The 23,051-nt window shown below is 68.5% G+C and carries 12 protein-coding genes; 10 read left to right on the top strand and 2 right to left on the bottom strand.

Features of this window, described 5'->3' with window-relative positions; all coding sequences use genetic code 11:
* The first annotated feature begins 56 nt into the window (after positions 1-56).
* Positions 57-1,874 carry an acyl-CoA dehydrogenase gene (locus tag AC0VYM_RS01995; protein ID WP_475458284.1) on the top strand — a complete coding sequence of 606 codons (1,818 nt, stop codon included), beginning with the start codon at positions 57-59 and terminating at the stop codon, positions 1,872-1,874.
* A 124-nt stretch (positions 1,875-1,998) separates the two neighbouring features.
* Here AC0VYM_RS01995 and AC0VYM_RS01990 read toward each other — a convergent pair whose 3' ends face one another.
* Positions 1,999-3,228, bottom strand: a complete 1,230-nt coding sequence (locus AC0VYM_RS01990) for an MFS transporter (protein WP_475458282.1) — start codon at positions 3,226-3,228, stop codon at positions 1,999-2,001.
* Between the two features lie 628 nt (positions 3,229-3,856).
* On the opposite strand from AC0VYM_RS01990, the gene AC0VYM_RS01985 reads away from it, so the two are divergent.
* The 5 genes from AC0VYM_RS01985 (at position 3,857) to AC0VYM_RS01965 (ending at position 12,774) form a co-directional block, all read left to right on the top strand.
* Positions 3,857-4,228, top strand: coding sequence for a hypothetical protein (locus tag AC0VYM_RS01985; RefSeq protein ID WP_475458280.1), 372 nt, complete (start codon positions 3,857-3,859; stop codon positions 4,226-4,228).
* A 302-nt stretch (positions 4,229-4,530) separates the two neighbouring features.
* Positions 4,531-6,582 (top strand): WD40 repeat domain-containing serine/threonine protein kinase, encoded by a 2,052-nt coding sequence (locus AC0VYM_RS01980; RefSeq protein WP_475458279.1) that lies wholly within the window; start codon positions 4,531-4,533, stop codon positions 6,580-6,582.
* Positions 6,583-6,598: 16 nt separating this feature from the next.
* On the top strand, positions 6,599-8,653 hold the full coding sequence (locus AC0VYM_RS01975) for a protein kinase domain-containing protein (protein WP_475458277.1): 2,055 nt from the start codon (positions 6,599-6,601) through the stop codon (positions 8,651-8,653).
* Between the two features lie 42 nt (positions 8,654-8,695).
* On the top strand, positions 8,696-10,696 hold the full coding sequence (locus tag AC0VYM_RS01970) for a protein kinase (RefSeq protein WP_475458275.1): 2,001 nt from the start codon (positions 8,696-8,698) through the stop codon (positions 10,694-10,696).
* Positions 10,697-10,758: 62 nt separating this feature from the next.
* Entirely contained in the window at positions 10,759-12,774 is a 2,016-nt protein-coding gene (locus tag AC0VYM_RS01965) for a WD40 repeat domain-containing serine/threonine protein kinase (RefSeq protein WP_475458273.1), read from the top strand.
* Positions 12,775-12,953: 179 nt separating this feature from the next.
* Here AC0VYM_RS01965 and eccD read toward each other — a convergent pair whose 3' ends face one another.
* Positions 12,954-14,294 (bottom strand): type VII secretion integral membrane protein EccD, encoded by a 1,341-nt coding sequence (gene eccD / locus AC0VYM_RS01960; RefSeq protein ID WP_475458271.1) that lies wholly within the window; start codon positions 14,292-14,294, stop codon positions 12,954-12,956.
* Positions 14,295-14,512: 218 nt separating this feature from the next.
* On the opposite strand from eccD, the gene eccCa reads away from it, so the two are divergent.
* The 4 genes from eccCa (at position 14,513) to AC0VYM_RS01940 (ending at position 23,024) form a co-directional block, all read left to right on the top strand.
* The gene (eccCa, locus tag AC0VYM_RS01955; RefSeq protein ID WP_475462904.1) at positions 14,513-18,475 is read left to right on the top strand and encodes a type VII secretion protein EccCa; all 3,963 of its coding nucleotides are present in this window, start codon (positions 14,513-14,515) and stop codon (positions 18,473-18,475) included.
* Between the two features lie 412 nt (positions 18,476-18,887).
* Positions 18,888-19,091, top strand: a complete 204-nt coding sequence (locus tag AC0VYM_RS01950; protein WP_475458269.1) for a hypothetical protein — start codon at positions 18,888-18,890, stop codon at positions 19,089-19,091.
* A 39-nt stretch (positions 19,092-19,130) separates the two neighbouring features.
* The gene (locus AC0VYM_RS01945) at positions 19,131-21,569 is read left to right on the top strand and encodes a TPR repeat domain-containing protein (RefSeq protein ID WP_475458267.1); all 2,439 of its coding nucleotides are present in this window, start codon (positions 19,131-19,133) and stop codon (positions 21,567-21,569) included.
* A gap of 18 nt (positions 21,570-21,587) precedes the next feature.
* Complete coding sequence (locus AC0VYM_RS01940; protein WP_475458265.1) at positions 21,588-23,024, top strand: outer membrane protein assembly factor BamB family protein; 1,437 nt, start codon at positions 21,588-21,590, stop codon at positions 23,022-23,024.
* The last annotated feature ends 27 nt before the right edge of the window (positions 23,025-23,051 follow it).

Raw genomic sequence — 23,051 nt, 5'->3', positions numbered from 1 at the left:
TAGTCGGTAGATCCGCGTGTACAGACACCGCGGCCAGGGACACAGCGGAGCTGTCCATGACGCATTACAAGAGCAACCTGCGCGACATCGAGTTCAACCTCTTCGAGCTGTTCCGACGCCAGGACGTACTGGGCGACGGCCCCTTCGAGGAGCTGGACGAGGAGACCGCGCGCACCATCCTGGACGAGATCAACCGTCTCGCCACCGGTGTCATCGCGGAGTCCTTCGAGGACGCCGACCGCAACCCGCCGGTCTTCGACCCCAAGACCAACACCGTCGCACTCCCCGAGAGCCTGAAGAAGTCCTACCAGGCCTACATGGACGCTGGCTGGTACAACCTCGACCTGCCCCAGGAGCTCGGCGGCCTCGGCGCCCCCCGCTCCCTGGTGTGGTCCGCCGCCGAGCTGATCCTGGGCTCGAACCCGTCCATCCACATGTACTCCGCCGGTCCCGGCTTCGCCAGCATCCTGCACTCCGAGGGCAACGAGGCGCAGAAGAAGTTCGCGGAGCAGGCCATCGAGAACGGCTGGGGCGCCACCATGGTGCTCACCGAGCCGGACGCCGGTTCGGACGTCGGCGCGGGCCGCACCAAGGCCACCGACCAGGGCGACGGCACCTGGCACATCGAGGGCGTGAAGCGCTTCATCACCTCGGCCGAGCAGGACATGACCGAGAACATCTTCCACCTGGTGCTGGCCCGCCCCGAGGGCGCCGGCCCCGGCACCAAGGGCCTCTCGCTCTACCTCGTGCCGAAGTTCCTGGTGAACGAGGACGGTTCGCTCGGCGAGCGCAACGGCGCCTACGTCACCAACGTCGAGCACAAGATGGGCCTGAAGGCCTCCACCACCTGTGAGCTGACCTTCGGCGACAAGCACCCCGCCATCGGTTACCTCGTCGGTGACAAGCACGACGGCATCCGCCAGATGTTCCTCGTCATCGAGTACGCGCGCATGATGGTCGGGACGAAGGCGATCGCCACCCTGTCCACGGGGTACCTGAACGCCCTGGAGTACGCGAAGAACCGCGTGCAGGGCAACGACCTCGCCGGGGCCAAGGACTCCCCGAAGGTCACCATCACGCACCACCCGGACGTGCGTCGCAGCCTCATGACGCAGAAGGCGTACGTGGAGGCCATGCGTTCGCTGGTCATCTTCACCGCCACCCAGCAGGACGCCATCCAGATCGCCCACTCCAAGGGCGAGGACGCCACCGCGCTGGAGGCGATGAACGACCTCCTGCTGCCCATCGTCAAGGGTGTGGGTTCGGAGCGCTCCTACGCGCTGCTCGCGGAGTCCCTCCAGACCCTCGGCGGTTCCGGGTTCCTCCAGGAGTACCCGATCGAGCAGTACATCCGTGACGCGAAGATCGACACGCTGTACGAGGGCACCACGGCCATCCAGGCCCAGGACTTCTTCTTCCGCAAGATCGTGAAGAACGGTGGCCAGGCCATCGGCACGCTGTCCGCCGAGATCAAGGCGTTCGCGGAGAGCGACGCGGGCAACGGTCAGCTCAAGGAGGAGCGCAAGCTCCTGCTCGCCGCCCTGGGCCAGGTCGAGAAGATCGTCGAGCTCATGGTCGGCCACGCGATGGGCTCCGCCGAGGACAGCCGCGAGCTGTACAAGGTCGGCCTCAACTCCGTCCGCCTGCTCTTCGCCTTCGGTGACGTGGTCCTCGCCTGGCTGCTGCTCCGCCAGGCCGAGATCGCGCTCAACAGCATCGACGGCGCCAGCGACGACGACCGGAACTTCTACACCGGCAAGATCGCCGCCGCGCGCTTCTTCGCCGAGCAGTTCCTGCCGCGCGTGGAGTCCGAGCTGAAGATCGCCCAGACCGTGAACCTGGGTCTCATGGAGGTCCCCGAGGAGGCCTTCTAGCCTTCCGGAGGGTCATCAGCGCCTGAGGGGCGGGACGAGCGATCGTCCCGCCCCTTCGCCGTTCCCGGGGCCGTTCCGGGGCCCGGGAGGGGGCCTCTCCCCCTTACTGGTGGGCGGCGGCCTCCTACTGCGGGGCGGCCGTGCGGGCCCGGCGGCGGATGAACACGGCCAGCACGCAGGTGGAGAGGAAGGTGGCGACGGCCATCGGGGTGAAGGCCCACTGGTAGGAGGTGGGCTCCTCCGGCAGGGCCTGGAGGATGGCCCCGGCCGCGACCGTGCAGATCACGGCGGTGGTGAAGCCGCTCATGTTGACCAGGCCCGAGGCGACGCCGGTCCGGCTGGCCGGGATGCCGTCGCGGGCGAAGTCGAAGGAGACCGTGGGCGCCATGACCTGACCGAGGGCGCTCACGGCCAGCACCGCGACGCCCACGGCCACGGGCACGCCGCCGGGCCAGGCCACCAGGAGCAGCCAGCCGATCGTCAGGGTGCCGCTCAGGGCCAGGGCGAAGTACACCCTCACCCCCGGCCAGCGGCCGACGAGCACGCCGGCGAGCGGGGCCAGCCACAGCGCACCGGCGGCCAGACCGGTGAGGGTGAGGGCCGCGGAGCCCTCGGACAGCCCCAGGCCTCCCACGAGGAAGGGGTAGCCCCACAGCACCATCATCATCGTGAACGGCGCCATGACCGCCGCGTGGTGGGCCATCCCGATCCGGGGGCCGTCCGCCCTCAGCGCCTCCCACACGGAGATGGGGTCGGCGACCGTGGACCGTCCGGCGGCGCCGACGGGGCGGTCCCGCACCACCAGGAGCACCATCAGGGCCATGAGCACCGTGACCCCGGTGGTGGCGAGGAAGGCCGCCTCCCAGCCGACGCCGTCCAGCGCCCAGGCGAGCGGGGCCGCGCTGGCCACCTGGCCGGTGCCGCCGACCACCCCGGTCAGACCGCTGACCAGGGCGTAGCGCGAGCGCGGGAACCACAGGGCGGCGAGCCGGATGACGTTGAGGAACACGAGTGCGTCACCGAGACCGATGAGGAACCGTCCGGCCACGGCCAGTTCGATCCCCGGCGCCAGCGCGAACAGGCAGGAGCCGACGGCCATCGCGATCATGCCCATGACGAGCGTGTACCGGGGGCCGAGCCGGTCGGCCAGGAGTCCGGCGGGCACCTGGAGGACGACGTACACCAGGAGCTGGAGCATCGGCAGGAGGGAGAGGAGCGCCGGACCGACGTCGAACCGGCTCTGCGCCTCCAGCGCCGCCACGCCGAGCCCGTTGCGGTGCAGCATGGCGAGGAAGTAGCCGGCGACCGCGACACCCCATACCAGCCAGGCCCGTGCACCACCCACCGGCTCCATGGAAACTCGTCCTGTTGCGGATGCCCTGTCACCGGATGTCTGGGTATGCGTCACTTAGCTGCTTCTCTCCTCGTTTGCACCGCCTTCCAGTGTCCTCCAGGCCGTCGAACGCTCACCACACCGGGGTGACCAGGCACGCAACACGGACAGGAACATCCCCCGAGGACGGGGATGCGGACTCGGCAAGGAACGGCAAAGACCCGGCAACGCACGCGTTGTCACCCTGAGTCATCGTGAGTGCGCCAAGGGTTCCCAAACTGGGTGAGACCCACGACAACCAGGACGGGACTACGGCCCCTTCTGCGCAAAATCACCACAGGTACAGCAGTCCGAAAAACCCCATCTGAAGTGCACGTTTCTGCTTTAAACAGGTCCATACTCAGTTGTTAACTGTGAGATGCGTCACTCAAAGAAGCCTCGACTACGAGGGGTCAGTTACTGCTAGCATCCGGAGCGCGAAGAATAACTACGAGGTAACGACACCGTTCGGACCTCGCCAACTTCGCGGAGGGATGTCACCAACGCCGGACGACGGCGAGGTGAACGGAACTCACGCCGCGGCGACGTGGCCGCCACAAGCACACAGGTCAGCACACCCGCGGTATCCCGACACACACTGGAGACGACCTTGAGTCACTGGCGCCTGAACAATCCCCGGGCCTCCCGGGCGAAGTCGGCCCTCGCCAGACGAATCAAGCACAAGCCCCGCCACGCGTTCTGCGCGGAGCGCGCGATCACGGCTCTGCTGGGCGAGCTCGCCTCGGTCGCCTCCCGTCCCCTCTACTGGTCCGGCACCTCCGAGATGGCCGTCGCCTCCGTCATGCGCGACGTCAACGTCTGGTGTCGCGACGGCCGCTTCTTCTGGAACGACCTCTTCCAGGGCGGCACGATCTCGCACCCCGCGAGCGACCCCGTCGGCGCCGCGGCCCTCCTGAACCCGTTCGCACAGGTCCCGGAGCCCGCGCACTACTACACGCACCGCCAGCCGGTCGCCGCCTGACGCCACCCGGGTCCCACTTCCTCCCGCGCGCGCGAAGCCCGCGCCCCCTTGCGCCACGACGACGGCGCCCACACGCGTGCCCGCTCCGTCGTCGTCCCGCCGTCGTCGTCCCACACCACCCCTAACGCGCCCCGCGGCCGCCTCGGTTCGCCGTGCCACCGACCGGATCAGGCCACGAGCCTGGGTGGTTTGTCGTGAACCGGCTACATTGGCGGGGTACACCGACCCCTCGGTCGCCCCGGACCTGCCGTAACCCCTGACTCCAGCGCGCGGCGGTCGCACGCAGTTAGGACCCCGCCGCGGTGCAGCCCCTCGCCTCCGACGACCCGAACGCCATCGGCCCCCACCGGCTCCTCGCCCGTCTCGGCGCCGGCGGTATGGGCAAGGTGTACCTGGCGCGGACCCCCGACGGGCACCTCTGCGCCCTGAAGGTGGTCAAGGCGGACCTGGCCCACGACAGCCAGTTCCGCGCCCGGTTCGCCCGCGAGGTCCGCACCGCGCAGCGTGTGCGCGGCCCCTTCACCCCGGCGGTGGTCGACGCCGACCCCGAGGCCCCCGCACCGTGGATGGCCACCGAGTACGTGCCCGGCCCCACGCTCAAGGAGGCGGTCCGGGAGAACGGACCCTTCCCCGAGGAGTCCCTGCGGGTGCTGGTCCTGGGCCTGGCCCGCGCGCTGTCCACCATCCACACGGCGGGGCTCATGCACCGCGACCTCAAGCCCAGCAACATCCTGCTGTCGCCACGCGGCCCCCAGGTGATCGACTTCGGCATCGCCCGCGCCGTCGAGGGCACCGTCCTCACGCGCACCGGACAGACCTTCGGAACCCCGGCCTACACGTCACCGGAGCAGATCACCGGGCGGAACGTGTCCCCGAGCGCCGACGTCTTCTCCCTGGCGGGAGCGGTGCTCTTCGCCGCCAGCGGCAGGCCGCCGTTCGGTCAGGGCAGCCCGGTCAGCACCCTCAGCAGGGTCATGAAGGGCGAGCCCCGCCTGGAGGCCGTGGCCGAGGGCCCGCTGCGGGACCTGCTGGCCCGCTGCTTCGCCAAGGACCCGGCAGGACGCCCGGACGCCGACACGATCCTGCGGGAGGTCTCCGCCCTCCCGTTGCCGTCCGCCGAACACGGTTGGCTGCCCTCCCAGGTCCACCGGCAGATCAGCGCCAAGGCGAGTGAGACCCGGCGGGCCGAGGAGGCCGAGCCCCCGCAGCCGCCCGCCCCGGAGAGGGGGAGGCGGCTCGGACGGACCGCCCTGGTCGCGGGTGCGGCCGCCGCGGCCCTCGTCCTGGTCGGCGGCGGCGCCCTGGCGCTGAACGCCCTCCCCCTGGGCTCGGACGGGCCTTCCGGGGACACCGCCGACGCGCCTCCCGCCGACGGGGACGGCGAGGGGGACGAGGCACGGGACGAGATGGACGAACTCGGTGAGCTCGCCCTCCAGGGCTTCCTCTACAACATCGACTTCTCCGAGGACGGCGAGCGGATGCACGTCTTCGGCTCCAACACGCTCTCCAGCTGGGACTGGCGGGAGGGTGTGTCGGTCGACCACTACACCCCCACCCCGACCGGCGCCATGATCACCCCCAACGGGTTCGCGGCGGGCACCACCACCAACTACGTCGAGGTGTGGGACGGCGGCAGCGACAACCGGATCGCGGTGATCGGCAACGACGAGGACGAGGAGCGGGGCCAGTTCGACATGCCCGCGCTCACCTCCGACGGCGGCCGCGTCGCCACGCTCAGCTCCGACGACGGCACCGTGGAGGGCGAGCCGCACATCCAGGTGTGGGACGTCCGGGACGGGGAGGTCCTGAGCGAGTTCCCCATCGAGGGCATGCTGACGGACCTGTTCTACACACCGGACGACTCGGCCCTGGTCGGCGTGGTCGCCGAACGCGGCTACGAGACCCATGTCGGCGTTCTCGTCTGGGACCCCGAGACCGGGGAGGAGCTCCAGCGGTTCGAGGGCTCCGACTACTACCAGGTCTCCCTGGCCGGGGACGGCAGGACCCTGGCCATGGTCACGGACCGCGACCGCGCCCGCGTCGCGGACATCGAGACCGGTGAGGTCCGCGACCTGGAGGACCCCGGGCTGCGGAACAACGAGCTCTTCGAGGTCCAGATCTCCGTCGACGGCTCCCTCGTCTACGGCGCCACCTCTGAGTACGCCGAGGAACCGGGGTTCGTCTGGGACGCGCGCAGCGGCGACCTCGTCACCCCCGACAACCTGGTCCTCAACCCTCCCGTCGGGGTCCACCCCGACGGCGAGCACATCGCCACCGCCTCCGACCCCGAGGGCGGCGTCTACACCATCCTCATCCTGGACGCCGACTTCAACGTCGTCGCCGAGGTGAGCTGACCACCCGGAAGGCACCATGGAGCACCCCTCCCCCAACGACCCCGGACGGGTCGGCCACTACCGTGTCGTCGCCCTGCTCGGCTCCGGTGGCATGGGACGCGTCTACCTCGGCCTGGACCCCTCCGGTTCCCCCGCCGCCGTGAAGGTCGTCCGGGCCGAGTACGCCTACGACCCCGGTTTCCGCGAACGGTTCGCCCGCGAACTCGAACTCGCCCAGCGCGTGCACGGCAACTACACGCCACGGGTGCTCGCCGCCGACACCTCGGGCCAGACCCCGTGGCTGGCCACCGAGTACGTCATGGGCCCCTCACTCCAGGACCTGGTCCAGGACACCGGCCCGCTGCCCGAAGACACGGTGCGGTTCATGGGGCGCGGCATCGCCCAGGCCCTGGAGCGCGTGCACGCCACGGGCCTGGTCCACCGCGACCTCAAACCCGGCAACGTCATGGTCTCCGCCGCCGGCCCCCAGGTGATCGACTTCGGCATCGCCCGCGCGTTGGAGGACGCCCGGGGCACCGAGGAGGAGAGGATCATCGGCACCCCGGGGTACATGGCCCCCGAGACCGTGGACGGGCGGGAGACCGGGGCGGCCGCCGACGTCTTCGCGCTCGGCGGGGTCCTGGTCCACGCCCTCACCGGCGACGGCCCCTTCGGCGACGGCCATCCGTCGGCGGTGCTCTACCGGATCGCCAACCTGGAGCCCGACCTCGACGGCGTCCCCGCGTCGCTGCGCGGCGTCATCACGGCGTGTCTGGAGAAGGACCCCGCCCGCAGGCCCAACGCGGCCCAGGTGCTCCAGGCGCTCGGCGGTCCCACCGCCCCGGCGGAGTCGTCCGCCGCCTGGCTGCCCCCGGCCGCCGCGGCCCGGATCGACGGCGTCGCCCACGAGTACGGGAACGCGGTCCGTTCGGCGGGTGCGGGCGGCGTCAGGGGCGCGGTGGGGCGCCGCCTGTTGATCGTCGGCGCCGCCGCTCTGGCGCTGACCATGGTCGGCGGGATCGGTGTGTGGGCCGCTCGGGACGCCGGTCTGATCGGGTCCGGACCGGGTACCGCCTCCGAGGAGGAGGCGGGTGTGCCGGACCGGGAGGTCTGTTCGCCCTCCGAGCACCTGGCCCCCGCGTACACGGAGGCGGCCAAGGACGAGATGACCGTGCCCAACCACGGCGAGAGCGGCCTCTTCTACACGGGCTTCTCCCACGACGGCGAGGTGCTCGCGGTCACGGGGGTCGGCGGGGTGGCCCTGTGGGACTGGCGGGGACACGAGGAGCTCGCCCTCATCGAGGCCGAGATCGCGCCCGGGTTCGGCCACCCGGTGTTCAGCCCCGACGGCTGCAAACTCGCCTACGCCGCCGACGACGGCGCGTACGTGTACTCGCTGGAGAGCGGGGAGGTGACGGTCCTCTCCGAGGGGTACCAGGTGGGCGCGGTCGCCTTCACCCCGGACAACGCGCGGCTGGTCGTCGGCAACGGGGACTACGAGGTGGACTCCGGCGTCGTGGAGTACGACCTGGAGACCGGGGAGCTGGCCACCACCTACACCGACATCGGGAACACCGTCATCTCGGTCGCCGTCTCCCCCGACGGCGGGTACGTCGCCGCCCAGGACATCCTCGAACGCACGACGGTCTGGGACACCGCGACCGGCGAGAGCGTCGCCACGGGCGAGGAGATCCCGGGCACCGACCCCTCGGCCCTGAGCTTCGCCGACGAGGAGACCCTGGTCCACCCCGACGCGATGGGGGCGCGCGGCCAGAGCGTGGTCTCCGACCAGAGCGTCCCGTTCGTCACCGAGGAACTGGAGGAGGGGCTCGCGCTGCACGAGGTCGAGTACAGCGTGGCGGCCGACCGCGTGTACGCCACCTTCGTCCCGTCGGACTACGACCCCGAGCACGCGGTCATGAGGATCTGGGAGTACTCCACGGGCGAGGAGCTGACCTCCGAGTCCGGAGAAGGCTTCCTCTGGCAGATCAGCATGCACCCCCAGGGCGAGGTCATCATCGGCGTCCCCTCCTCCGGCAACGGGATGTGGGTCGTGGACCCCCAGGAGATGCGCATCATCGACCGCCTCTAGGCTCCCGGTCTCCCGTCCCTCCCTCCGCCCCCGGAAAGGCCCATGTTCCCTCTGCACCCGCACGACCCGCCCTCCGTGGGGCCGTACCGTCTGTACGCCCGTCTGGGAGAGGACTCCTACGCGCGCGTCTACCTGGGCGCCGTGCGCGCGGAGGACCCCGTCGCGGTGAAGGTGGTCCGGCCGGAGTACGCCACCGACCCCGCCTTCCGTTCCTCCTTCACCCACCAGGTGACGACCGCGGGGGGACCCAGGGGCCCGCACGTGTGCGCGGTCCGCGACGCCGACCTGCACGGGGCGGTGCCCTGGGTCGCGGTGTCCCGCCCCCTCGGCCCGAGCCTGGCCGAGCTCGTCAGCGGGAACGGGCCGCTCCCGGCGGACGCCCTGCACCCGCTCGCCCTGGCCCTGGCCCAGGGGTTGGACGACCTGCACGCCTCGAACCGCGCCCACGGTTCGCTCTGGCCGGACGGCGTGCTCCTGTCGACCGACACCGCCCTGCTGGCCGACCCCGGCCTGGAGTGGGCGGTCAGCGACACCGACCGGCGCGCGCCGCATCCGGCCTTCGCGGCGCCCGAGGGCGGAGCCGCCCCGGCCACGGACGTGTTCTCGTGGGCCTCCACCCTGTGCTTCGCGGCCAGCGGCGTGGAGGGCCCCGACGGGCTGGCCCGGGTACCGCTGCAACTGCGCGGGCTGATCGACGCCTGCCTCAAACGCGACCCCCGGCTGCGCCCGAGCGCCCACGACCTCGTGCGGATGCTGGGCGGCCCGGCCGAACCCGCCGCCTGGCCTCCCCCGGTGCGGGCGGCGATCGACGCGGCCTCCGAAGCGCAGGGGGCGGTGCTGGTCCCGGCCGACGCCGTTCCCGCCCCCCGGAGGCGGGGCCGCGCCCTGGCCGTGGGCGCGGGGGTCCTGGCCCTGGTGGTGCTGGCGGGAGCGGGGGCGGCGTACGCCCTGTTCGGCGGCGAGGCGGCGCCGGAGGACCCTCAGGACCCCGACGCCCGGGCCCTGGTCTCCGGGACCGGCTGCCCGGACGGCCCCGGGTTTCCCGCACCCGAGGAGCCCCTGCCCGACGACGCCACGTTCTGGGGCCCCGCCTTCTCCCCCGAGGGGGACGTGCTCGCCGCGGCCTCCACCGCCGGACTCACGGTCTGGGACTGGGACTCCGGTGAGCTGGTCGCACGGCCGACGGCGCACTCGACCTTCGGGGTCGAACCGAGGTTCTCCCCGGTCGGCTGCACCGTGACCTCCGCCCGGTCCGTCGAGTACGAGGGCCGTGAGCACCCGGTGCGGATCGGGCACACCCACGACCTGTCCTCGGGTACCTCCGCCGAGCACCTGGGCCCCCAGGAGGGCCCGGACGACAACGGCCGCTGGCTGCTGAAGCCGAGGGACGTGGAGGCCATGGACTTCTCACCGGACGGCGGCCTCCTGGCGGTGACCGTCAGCGGCACCAGCGGCGAGGACAGCACCGTGGTGATCGACACCGCCACCGGTGCGGCGGGCGAGCCCATGGCCCCGGGCCTGCACTACGGCACCGTGTTCGTGGACGACCGGCACTTCGCCACCAACAGCGACGGCGAGATCCATGTCTGGGACGCGGAGACCGGCGAGGAGGTGCACGTCGTCGTCGCTTCCTCGAACACCCGCCTCGCGGCGGTCCCGGGCGAGACCCAGGTGGCCTACCTCGACGGCGACCGGGTCGTCATCAGCGACTACACCACCGGGTCGGAGGTCGCCTCCTTCACCCGGGAGGAGTTCGAGACGGACGACGAGCCCATGCTCACCCGGCTCCTGGTGGACGGCGAACGGAACCGCGTGTACGCGACCTGGCAGGTGACCACCGGCCCCGGGGCGTGGCGGTTCCACACCTACGTGTGGGACCTGACCAGCGGCGCGAACCTCGCTGAGGGCAAGGAGGTGATCGGCGCCTACAGCGCCCTCGTCCCGCACCCGGACGGCGGGGTCCTCGCCGCCAGCACCGCCGTCGACAGCGAGCTGGTCCTGGTCGACCCCGACACGTTCGAGGTGGTCGAGGAGCTGAGCTGACCGGACAACAGAACCCGCCGCCCCGACCCCGCCGCCCGTCCCCGTCCCCAGGAGCTGACCCCGTGTACCCCCCGACCCCCACCGGCCCCTCCCACGTCGGCCCCCACCGGCTCCTCGCCCGCCTGGGCGCGGGGGGAATGGGGGAGGTCCACCTGGCCCGTACCCCCGAGGGCGGACTGGCCGCGGTCAAGGTGGTCAAGGAGGACCTCGCCGGGGACCAGGAGTTCCGTTCCCGGTTCGCACGCGAGGTACGCACCGCCCAACGCGTGCGCGGCCCGTTCACCCCGGCGGTGCTCGGCGCCGATCCCGACGCGGACCCGCCGTGGATGGCCACCGAGTACGTGCCCGGCCCCACCCTGAAGGAGGCGGTCCGGGAACACGGCCCCTTCCCCGAACCCTCGCTCCGGGTCCTGGCCGTCGGCCTGGCCGGTGCCGTCCAGGCGATCCACGCCGCCGGGCTCATGCACCGGGACCTCAAACCGAGCAACGTGCTGCTGTCCCCGCGCGGCCCGCAGGTGATCGACTTCGGCATCGCCCGTGCCGTCGAGGGCACCGTGCTCACCCGGACCGGCCAGAGCTTCGGCACGCCCGCGTACACCTCCCCCGAGCAGGTCAGGGGAGAGGAGACCAGCCCGGCCAGCGACGTCTTCTCCCTCGCCGGCGTGGTGGTCCTCGCGGCCACCGGCAGGCCGCCCTTCGGCGCCGGTCGCGCGGCGGACGTCCTCCCCCGGGTGATCGGCGCGGCCCCCGACCTGGACGGCGTCCCGGAGGCCCTGCGCCCGCTCCTGTCCCGGTGCCTGGCCAAGGACCCCGCCGCGCGCCCCACGGCCGACGCCATCGTGCGCGAGCTCTCCGCCGGACCCCTGCCCTCCGCCGAACACGGCTGGCTCCCCCCACGGGTCGGCCGGACCGTCAGCGACCACGAGCGGCGGGCCCGCGCGGTGACCGCTCCCGCTTCCCCCGTACCTTCCCCGCAGCCCGTCACCCCGACGGGCGGCCGGGGCCGCACCGCCCTCATCGCCGGGGCCGCCGTGGTCGCCGTCGCGGTGCTGGCCGGGACCCTCGCGCTCCTGTCCACCGCCCCCTGGCGGGACGGCACCACCCCGCAGGAAGGGAGCGCTCAGGAGGTGCCTCCGGAACCCTCCGAGGTCTTCGGGGACCGGCTCCTGGGAGTCGGCTTCGCCCCCGACGGCGAGAGCCTGTACGTCTCCGGTCTGGAGCACCTGGTCGAGGTGGACTGGCGGACCGGGGAGGAGCTCCGCCGCTTCGAGCAGCGTCCCAACCACCTGGCCGTGGGCGCGGACGGAACCGTCGTGGGGACCGTCCTCGACGCCGCCCTGGTCTGGGACCCCGGGGCGGAACGGGCCCGGCACCTGTTCGACGGGGAGCTCGGCGAGTGGAACCGGTCCGTGCCGAGCGCCGACGGGAGCAAGCTGGCCGCCTCGGTCAACGACGGCGAGGGCGAGCCCCTCGTCCAGGTATGGGACCTAGGGACCGAGGAGGTCGAGTTCGAGATCGGAACCGACTCCCACGCCCGGGACCTGCACTTCAACGCCGACGGTTCCCTGCTGGTCGTCAGCGACTACTCGGGGACCGGCACCTCGGCCGTGTGGGACCTGGCCGCACGCGAGACCGTGCTGGAGCTTCCCAACGAGGACTTCCCCGCCGTCCCCAACGACACGGGGCACCACCTCAAGCACCTGGCCTTCCACCCGGCCGACCCCACGCTGCTCGCCGTCACCACCGGTCCCGAGGACACCGCGCTGTACGACCTCGACAGCGGCGCGACCACGCCCCTGGAGGCACCCGGGACCAACGGACACCCGCTCTTCGAGATCCACTTCTCCCCAGACGGGTCACGGCTGGTCGCCAGCGGCGACGACGGCGCCTCGGACCGGGGAGGGCGGGTGTGGGACACCGCCACCGGGGAGCTGCTGACCGAGGGCGGGGCACCGCTGTACTCCCTGCTGAGCTTCCACCCGGAGGGCACGGTGATGGCCACCCTCACCCCCGACCAGGAACGGCTCCTCGTCGTGGACGCCGAGACCTTCGAGGTCCTGCACGAGTACCCCGAATAGCACCTCCGGAGTCGCCCGACCGACGCGAGAACAGGGAATGCCCCACCAATCGACTCGTCGGGCACGTCGCATTCCCGTACCCGACGGTTCGGCGGGTGTTCGCGCACCCGCCCTTCGACGACGGAATCGTTCGGATGCGAGCGCCGGAACCCATTCCCGGAGAAATCAACGCACCGGGATCAGTTGGCTCCGGTCATCTCGGCCACGAACTCGAACAGGCCCATTCCCCAGGCGAACATCACGCACATCGCCATGATGACGAGGATCTCGGTCCAGTTGAGGACCCTCCGGAGCGAGGCCCTGGGGACGTCGTTCAGCTTCACCCAGCTCAGGACGCTCAGGAGCGTGCCCCCGAGGAGCACGACCACCGGGAGCCAGGGGCCGAACACCGGATACTGCGTGACCACCGCGACCCCCGCGGCGCCCAGGCCGACGACGCCCGCCAGACGCAGGGGCAGCACGTGCCGGATGCGGTCGAACAGGCGGGAGCGCATCACCAGCAGCACGCCGAGAAGGGCGCACAGCGCCAGGTCCGGAATGCTCGAACCGAAGTAGGCGAGCAGGACGGTGACGGCGCCACCCGCGACGGCGGTGCCCATGACGATCCCCAGCAGCAGGCGGTCGCTGTTGGTGAAGGTCTCCTCGAAGCGTTCCGTGGCCACCTGGCCCGACCGCCCGACCTCGTAGTCGAGGCCGGAGAGTCCGCCCATCACCATCGCCACACGCGGCAGGGCGCCCACACACAGGGTCAGGGCGATGCCCATCGCGCGCACCCCCTGCGTGGGATCCACGAAGATCCCGACCAGCACCAGCACACCGGCCGCGAGCACCACCACCGTGAGCCCGGCGATGTAGGAGAGCCCGGTCTCGTGCAGCGACCAGCCGATCAACGCCACGAGCAGGCCGCCGGACAGCGCGATCCCGGCCGTGGTGAGGGGTGACGCGTTGACCACCAGTTGCGCGGTGAGGACCGCCGTGGCACCCCCCCACACGCACGCCGTCGCGAAGAGGACGTTCGCGACGACGGGCAGCGGGCGGCGAGCGGCCAGCAGCATCGTCCCGACGGTGAGGAGCGTGCCGAAGGCCGCCACCCCCAGGTAGCCCACCGAGGGGCGCAGCCACATCATGAGGAACAGCATCAGCAGCGGGCCGATACCGCCCACGAGCAGGCCGAACGACAGCGTGGTAGTCGAGTTCCAGATCCACGCGGTCTCGTCCACGCTGTCCTCGACCGCGCCGCGTACGTCGTCGACGTGCGCGGGGCGGCTCGGGGCCACCACCCGGTCGAGGAGCAGGACGTCCCCGTCGTAGACCCCCGCGCCCTCCAACGGTTCGTCGGACCGCACCGGGCTTCCGTCGACCGTGGTGAGGGACCAGGAGGCCGGATCCGAGGGCTCATCCTCGGGGACGCACACCTCGATGATGCGCGGCATGAGCGCGGCGACGGGCACGCTCCCCGGTAGCGCCAGATCGGCCCAGTTCTGGGGTCCGGTGATCGTGACCCTGCAGTATCCGCTCACCCGAGACCCTCTTTGTCAAAGTGTGTGCTTTTTTCCATGGCTAAGGGCTGTGCCAGACGCGAATTAGGTGATTCGCGTTGTTCACGAGATCATCTATAGCGTAGTCACCCAGACACGAGACCTCACAGGTGGACGGAGAAGGGACCCCCGTGGCGACGAGACCTGTTCCCCGGCCCGCCCGCAACACCCCGCCGGCTCCCGGGAACTCTCCCCTGGTCATCGCGACTCCGCCACAGATGCCGGAGAACGCTCCGGCCGGCAGCTCGGGCGCGATGATCATCATGCCGATCATCACCGGATCCGGCTCCCTCCTGATGTCCATCACCATGGGCCACCGGCCCTTGATGATGGTGGCGGGCGTGATGATCATGATCGCCAGCGTGATCGTCGGCATCATCATGTTCGTCGCCCAGCACAACGGCCCTCGTAAACGTATTCGGGAGCAGCGGGAACGGTACGTCGACTACCTGGACCAGCTGCGCGAGATCGTACGCGAGGTCGCCGCCACACAACGTTCGGACAACGCCTTCCGGCACCCGACACCCGACCTTCTCACGGAACCGGCGCGCTCCCGGGCGCGGAGGTGGGAACGCAGGGCGTCCGACCCCGACTTCCTCGACGTCCGCGCCGGGTCGGGCACGCGCCCGCTCGCCCGGCGCCTCAAGCTGAAGGTGGACACCTCCTCCCCCCTGATCGTCTACGACCCCGTCTGCCAGGGGGCCGCGGACCAGCTCATCGAGCTCTACGGTGACGTTCCGGAGATGCCGCTGGTCGTCTCCCTCCACAAGTACGGCGTGATCGCGATCAACGGCGACCGCGCGGCCGGACGCGGGCTCGCCCGGGCGATGATCGCCCAGCTGTCGGTCTTCCACTCCCCGCACGACCTGCGCGTCGGAGTGGTGCGGGACCAGAAGCTCCGGGCGCAGTGGGAGTGGCTGAAGTGGCTGCCCCACAACACCTTCGACGACGCCATGGACGGGCCGATGCCGGCCCGGTTCGTCTCGGGGAACACCGTGCAGATCGCGGAACTGCTCTCGGACGAGATCGAGCGCCGCACCGTCGACCTGCAACGCCGTCGAGGCAAGCCCCCGGGCCCGGGAACGCAGCGGCTCGTGGTCGTCCTGGACGGTGAGTACCAGTCGACCCTGTCCGGCCTGCACGCCGAACCGCCGGTCTCCAACCTGGCCGACCTCGGCATCCACGTCATCACCCTCGTGTCGGACCGCAGGGAGGAGCCCGACGGCGTGCAGCTCCGGCTGCTGATCGAGGCCGACGGCACCCTGAAGGAGGACACCGAGGGCACCAGGACCGACGAGGACCCGACGCACGTCCCCCTGGAGGGGAGGGCCGACCGCTCCGACGTCGCGCGGCTGACCACCCTCGCCCGGGTCCTCGCCCCGTACGGCATCGCGGTGACCGACGGCGACGACGCCATGCACGAGACGGTGGGGCTCCCGGAGATCCTCGGGGTGTCCGACGTGGCCGAACTGGACACGCGCCGTACCTGGCGCAGGCGCAGCACCGGTGACTACCTTCGCGTCCCCATCGGTGTGGGACCGGGCGGCAACACGGTCCTGCTGGACCTGAAGGAGTCGGCGTTCGGCGGCATGGGCCCGCACGGCCTCGTCGTCGGCGCCACGGGCTCCGGCAAGTCGGAGATGCTGCGCACCATGGTGGCGTCCCTGGTCATCAACCACTCACCGGAGAACCTGGCGCTCCTGCTGGTGGACTTCAAGGGTGGCGCGACCTTCGCGGACACCGACCGCCTGCCGCACAGCGCCGGGCTGATCACCAACCTGGCCGACGACGACGGCCTGGTGGTGCGCTTCCGGGAGGCGACCTTCGGGGAGCTGCTGCGGCGGCAGCAGATCCTGAAGAACGCGGGCAACCTGCCCAACCTGCACGCCTACGAGGCGGCCCGGGAGAGCAACCCCGAGCTGGAGCCGCTGCCGCACCTGCTCATCATCATCGACGAGTTCTCCGAGCTGCTCACCGCGCACCCGGACTTCGCGGAGCTGTTCGTGGCGATCGGTCGCATCGGCCGGTCCATCGGCGTGCACCTCCTGCTCGCCACCCAGCGCCTGGAGTCGGGCAAGATCAAGGGGCTGGAGTCCCACCTGTCCTACCGGGTGGGCCTGCGGACCTTCTCCGAGGCGGAGAGCCGTGAGGCGATCGGTGTCGGGGACGCCTACCACCTCCCGCCGGAACCCGGCTCGGGGTACCTGAAGGTCGACACGTCCGTCTTCGAACGGTTCAAGGCCGCCATGGTCTCCCAGCCCTACGAGCCGCCGGTCAAGGAGGAGAAGACCGAGTACGACCCGGTCCTCCCCCTGCTGTCCTACAACGGCCTGAACAAGGTGACCGGGTCCGGTTCGCTGGTGGAGTCCCTGGTGGACTCCATCAGGTCGAAGTCGGAGGACAAGCCCAAGCAGGAGAAGCGGACCACCCTCCAGGTGACCGTGGACCGGCTGGTGGCCTCGGGAGCCGACCCGGTGCGGCCCGTCTGGCTGCCGCCGATGCCGGAGATGCTGACCTTCGACAGTGTCCTGACCGACCTCGGCGAGGGAGACGACCTCCAGGGCGAGGGCACCGAGCCGGATCCGGCGGAGGCGAAGGCGGTCTTCGGCCTGACCGACATCCCGCGTGAACAGCGCGTGGTCCCCGCGGAGATGGACTTCACCGGCGGCGAGGGCAACATCGTTGTCCTGGGCGGGCCCCAGTCCGGCAAGTCCACCCTGCTCCGAACGGTCATCACGAGCCTGGCGTGGCGCTACCCGCCCGGCCGGGTGGCGGTCTACGCGATCGACTTCGGCGGCGGGGCGCTCCAGGCGATGGACGAGCTCCCGCACGTGGCCGGTGTGGCCGGGCGTTCCGACCCGGAGAGGGTGCAGCGCATCCTCACGGACGTCTCCGGGCACCTGGACCGCCGCCAGCGCGTCTTCCGTAAGTACAAGCTCGACTCCCCCGCCGCCCTGCGCCAGGCCCGCGCCGAGGGCAGGGTGCCCTCGAACGTCGTGGGCGACCTGTTCCTGATGATCGACGGGTGGTCGGCGGTCCGCGACTCCTTCGACGCGGCCGACGACTTCCTGATGGACATCGCGACGCGGGGCCCCTCCCTGGGCGTGCACACGATCCTGACGGGCGCGGCCTCGTCCCAGGTCCGGTCCCGGTTGCAGGCGCTCTTCGGCGGCCGGTTCGAGCTGCGCCTGAGCGACCCCATGGACTCGGGGATCGGACGGAAGATCGCGGAGGACATCCCGAAGGACGCGCCGGGCCGTGGTCTCACCTCGGAGGAGTACCACGCCCAGGTGGCCCTGCCCCGTGTGGACGGGGTCGCGGGCGACGAGGACCTGACCGACGGCATCCAGGACCTGATCAAGCGGGTCCGGGAACGCTGGCCGCAGGACGCGGTCCAGGGCGTGCGGACGCTGCCCGCCCGCGTGGAGCTGGACGACCTGCTCAAGGGCCGCAAGACGGGCCGCACCAGGTCCCGTGAGCTCGTGCTGGGCATGGCCGAGAGCTCGTTGGCCCCGGCCGTCACGAACCTCGACCGGGACCCGCACCTGGTGGTCTTCGGAGACCCGCAGACCGGCAAGTCCACGCTCATCCGGGGACTGGTCAAGCAGATCGTGCAGCGCCCGGCGAAGGAGCTGGGCATCGTGATGGTCGACTTCCGCCGTTCCCACCTGGAGCTGGTGCCGGAGGACCACCTGTTGGCCTACTGCACGACGGCGGAGCAGACCAAGGCCGTCGCGGACAACCTCGCCGGTTCGCTCCAGCAGCGCCTGCCGGGCCCGGACGTGACCCCCAAGCAGCTGCGGGAACGCAGTTGGTGGAAGGGGCTCGACCTGTACATCGTCGTGGACGACATGGACATGCTCGCCTCGCGCAGCAACCCGTTGGCGTCCCTGGCGAAGTTCATCCCCCAGGGCGCGGACCTGGGCCTGCACATCATCGCCGCCCGCCGTACCGGCGGTACGGCGCGGGCCATGTTCGAGCCGGTGCTCCAGTCGCTGAGCGACATGGCCACCCCGGGTGTGCTGTTCTCCGGTGACCGAATGGAGGGGCGCCTGGCCAACGGCGCGGCCTCCAAGCAGCTGCCCCAGGGCCGGGCCCAGCTGGCCCTGCGCGGCAAGCGCCCCGACCTGGTCCAGGTCGGCTGGAGCGAACCCCCCGCGTAGAAGTCGGGGCGGTGCCGTGGAAGGACGGTCCACAGCGCCGCCCCGCTCACGAATCCGGCAGACACCCGAGCAAGGAAGTCGTCTTCGGCATTCCCGTGAGTCTTTCCTGCATGCGTACACCCCCTTGCACCGCATATCCGCATGCTTCACGGCCTAGAAAGCATTGGATTCCGCCCGGTCGCATCAGACGCACTGAAAGCCCACCGAAAGGCGCTGATGCAAAGGTGTGAATATCCGAAAGTAGATGACCACCCCACAAAGGAGACTCCTCATGAGTGTAGGAATGAATCCCACAGAAGCCCACGCCGGAGGAGATGCCACTCTCACAGCTGCGTCCCGCCTACGGGATCTGCCTGACGATTGGTCGGACGCAGTTGAAGACGTGAGCACGACGATGGGGAAGGGACCAGGAGTGAGCAAGTCAGACTGGTCGAACTTCGGGACATCCCAAGAGGAGCACATGTTCGACGTCCAGGAGCAAGCCGAGATTCTGGGAAACAATATTCAAGCCAGCGCCTCAGAAGGCGCAAACACAGACTCCGAGTCCTCCGGCGCTTACCGCGAGACCTCAAGTGCGCCCATTCTCAATCGAGCACTGAACGAGCAGAACTTCTAGCCACAATCATCCGAAATTCTGCACTATCGGAGATCCCCCATGAGCGAGTACAAATTCTACCCGAAGCTTTGCCTAGTTACCGTATCCGAACTACGGAGCCAGGCACAGGTGTTTGATGAGATATATTCGAGCATCAGCGGACGCTCTGCGAGCTACAACGCCGTAGCGAACACAACAGCCACTAATTTCTCGGAATTGATCAGCTCGGACATCAAAGCGGCCGCCGATGAAAACGAAGCGGCGTGGGAGAGTGCCTTATTCGCGAGCAGCCACGCCGTCGGCGTCATCGGATATTACTCCGCAGCCATCCAGGCCTACGATAACGAAATTGAAGAGCTCGAGGAGGAGTTTGCCTCCGCGATCGCTTCCAAAGAAACGAAGGTCGAGAAAGAACAGCTTGTTACTGAGTACCAGGAACTCGCAGATTCAGCATGGGAGACTCTGCGGGGCAAGGGTACAGAAGTCTCTGGGATGCTACAAGACGGACCCACCCCCGAGCATATAAGGACTTTGACGGAGGCTGGCCACCTCGGCACGGTTCCAGGGGGTCTGGGCTGGGTCATATCCGGGGAGAACGAATACTTCGCACTCTCCGAGGAAATGGATGCCTCCGAGGTAGGAGAAGTATTCCAAAGGGCAGCTGAGGGCGATCCAACTGCGCTGAGGGAACTCGACGAAAACCTTGCACTGATGAGTGCCTTCATGGCTCATGTGGCCCGAAAGCAAGAGAGTGGAACGGAACTCACCGACAAGGAGCTTGAGTTCCTCCGGCACTTGAATACTCAAATGGATTCCGAGGTTCTTGGCAGAGGCGAGCAGAGTGATGATGCCGTCGGCCGAGGTGAGTTCTTCGCATCCCTTGAGAACATCGAGAACAGCGAACATCTCACCGAGGAACAAAAGGAAGAGCTTCTTGCCATCATCGGAGGCTCTGTACTCACAAGCTCCGACGAGAGCCTCGGTGGTGGATATGACGAAATCCCTGAATCGATCAGAGATACTTTGGAAGGCCCGAGAATCTACAATGCTTCCACTGCTCTGTCAAATGGATACTCTCCAGGATGGGCCACGTCCTTCGAAACGCTGACTGAGCTCTTCGAACGAGCCAGCCAAGCTTCACAATCAGAGAACGGTCACCCGATCCAAGGTGGTTCGGAACTATCTGCGATCACTACCGGCACAGTGGCTGGCGCTACAGAGAGCCTTGGACTTGGCGGATCCGACAAGCAAACGCTCGAAACCATGCTGGAAATATCAACGCGCAACAAGGATGCGAACCACGCGATCCTCACGGGTGAATACCCGAATGGGGATAAGTACAGCCACCCTGTCGAGTTCGCGCATGGATACGGGAGAGCAGGGACCAATCGAGAGGATATGCTTGCCGCACTTTTCTCGTTCGACTGGACTGATGATGGTTCCGCAGTGAGCAACCTGACCGATTGGATCGCCCAAGACGGAGATTCCAGAGATGACGCAGAAAAAGAGAGGGCAGACAACGCCTTCGCCGGCCTGCTTGAACTTCTTTCCGCGCCAGAGGTAAGCGAGACTCTTTCCGGAACCGGCGTCGAGGTAGAAGACCCCAACGAAAAAGGATTCTTCTGGAAAAACGCCCCCATGGGCCTGGTGAACCCCGAGATTTCCGGAAGCTTCGCGGACATCTTCGACACTTATGTGTCTAATTTCGCAGGACCAGAGATTCTCAACGGAGACGGGACAATGAAGTCCGACTTCGAGACAGAGTACGACTCGAAAACTGGATTGTCAATTGCCCTGGAAGACAGGATCTCCTTTGCCAGCCTGATATCTGGGGATTCAGAATCTGCGGGCCGAATCTTCGAATCGTCCGAGAAGTTTACACGCGAAGAGATCTTTGAGTACTTCACCGATCCGGAAACAGCGAGCAACCTCGAATCGGCTCGCGGCACAGGGCTTCTATGGAACTCCATCAGCCATGGAATGTACGACTCGGTGGCCACCCGCATCGAAAGCCAGAATAACTGGATCGAATCAACAAATAAGTCAATCGGATATGGAATTGACCTCCTCACTAGCGGAATCCCCAATTCCACCGTGGCGGAGTCCGTCAAGATGACACTAACCGAGTTGGTGCCGGAGGGCGAATGGGATTCCCAAGAGAAGGCTCCATCAAATCCCCAGTCAGTATCGGATTCCCTATCCCCCAAACTGAATTCAATGACCATTGATGCGACCATTAACTCGTTCTACAACTCCACAGAAGGAGACACCTCACTCATTCCATTCGAAATGGTCGACAAGAGGGGGAAGTTTATCACCGACTCCAACTACTGGGACGTGAAGGACGATACCGCCGAGCGGACACTTCGAGACGACACATGGTCGGAAATCCAAGGATCGGATCTACCCGCCCTCCCCGAGAATCGGGATATCTACAAACACCTCTCCGAGTTCCAAAAAGAGATGAATGAGCAAATGCGGAACTCTCCGCAGTGGTAACAACCAAGGAGTTTAGAAGTGAAGCATAAGAGAAAACTGACCTTGGCAACACTTGTTCCGTTGCTCTCGGCGTGCTCTCTGGTGCCTGGGAACTGGCAGGAGAGGGAGATCGACCATGTGGTGTTCCAAGGGACCGCCGAGCCGCTGGAGATCCCCGAGAACCTTGCCTCCATGGGGTGGGACTGGGAGGCCCCTGAGGAAACCGACATCGTCGACGTGCGTCCCTTTCCCCTCGGTGTGGTCGTGACCGTCTCGGACGGGGTCGTCGCCCTGCGGGGCAACACCGGAGAGGAACTTTGGCGGTACCGCCGCGTGGGCGAGGCGGTGACGGACACGAATGTCACCGTGAACGGGGATCGTGTCGCACTCGCCTACCCGCTTGAAGGGGAAGATTCCGAAGCCGCAGTGGCACCGCACGATGTCGTCCTCTTCGACTCCTCCACGGGCAAGGAACTCGGCTCCCACACGGAGGACTTCACCGCTGAGGCGGCCCTTCCCGGGAACGTCACGACGCTGTCCCCCATGCCGGAACACCTGGGCCTGCTCTCCGACTCGTCCCGAATCGTCTATCGCAAGTTGGACGACCAGAGAACCGGGGTGTACTCACTCGATCTGGAAACCGGCGACGAAATGTGGAGCCTCACGGACCTCCACGGAGAAGGCCAGGAAGGGCGGGACTTCCACCCCAAGGGAGTGGTCGCCTCAGGCGACACGATCATCCTTTCGGGCAACTTCATGGACGAAGACATCGAATCTCTCCCTGAAACCTCCGAAGAGCAGGAGCACACAGTCGTTCTCCTGGGACTCGACGCCAACTCAGGCGAGGAGCTCTGGCGTCATGAGATCGACAGGAACAGCCCCATCGACCTCCACCCGGTCAGGCTGGGAGTTCAGCCGACTTCAGGTGCTGTGATCGCGGAGGTGCGCGGCGTGGAGGGCGTGAACGAGTGGATCCTCGACCCCATCACAGGGGAGCGCCTGACTGAGGAGGAATTCTTCTCAGGGCGAGAGGGCCATGTCATCGGGGCTCTTGAGAACACAGTGGTGACTGAGCTTTCTCTGGTGGATGACGAGGAGTTCGAGTACGCCTACACCGATTTTTCAGGGGACACCCATACGACGATCCGCACCTCCGCCCCGCCGGAGCGCATGTCTCGTGCGTTCGTCCTACCCCTCGAAGGTGCGATCGTGTGGCTCGACGTGAACCAGACCAACACTTCCTTGGACCCCGAAGAAGCCGCCTGGGACGAGGCACGCCTGGTGGTCGACGAGGACGGCGAGTCCCGTGTCATCGACCTCGGTGTCCGGGTCGAACGCGACTACGCCCAAGACGGGAGCGAAACTCAGCGCTCTTCGCTCCCCAACCCGCCCGACATGACCGTCGCTCCGGGGGCACTGGTGGTGCAGGAGAAGATCCCGGGAGGCTCGCGCCGCCTTGCGGGCGTGGTCCCGTAGCGGCCTCGGCGCGGGGCGCGGACCCGG

The sequence above is a fragment of the Nocardiopsis sp. iso_237 genome (genome assembly GCF_056173345.1).
This window is presented reverse-complemented; position numbering and strand designations above follow the sequence as displayed.

Bases quoted from the DNA above. Each gene is read 5' to 3' on its own strand.
- AC0VYM_RS01995 (WP_475458284.1), top strand. From the start codon at position 57: ATGACGCATTACAAGAGCAACCTGCGCGACATCGAGTTCAACCTCTTC.
- AC0VYM_RS01990 (WP_475458282.1), bottom strand. From the start codon at position 3,228: ATGGAGCCGGTGGGTGGTGCACGGGCCTGGCTGGTATGGGGTGTCGCG.
- AC0VYM_RS01975 (WP_475458277.1), top strand. From the start codon at position 6,599: ATGGAGCACCCCTCCCCCAACGACCCCGGACGGGTCGGCCACTACCGT.
- AC0VYM_RS01970 (WP_475458275.1), top strand. From the start codon at position 8,696: ATGTTCCCTCTGCACCCGCACGACCCGCCCTCCGTGGGGCCGTACCGT.
- AC0VYM_RS01945 (WP_475458267.1), top strand. From the start codon at position 19,131: ATGAGCGAGTACAAATTCTACCCGAAGCTTTGCCTAGTTACCGTATCC.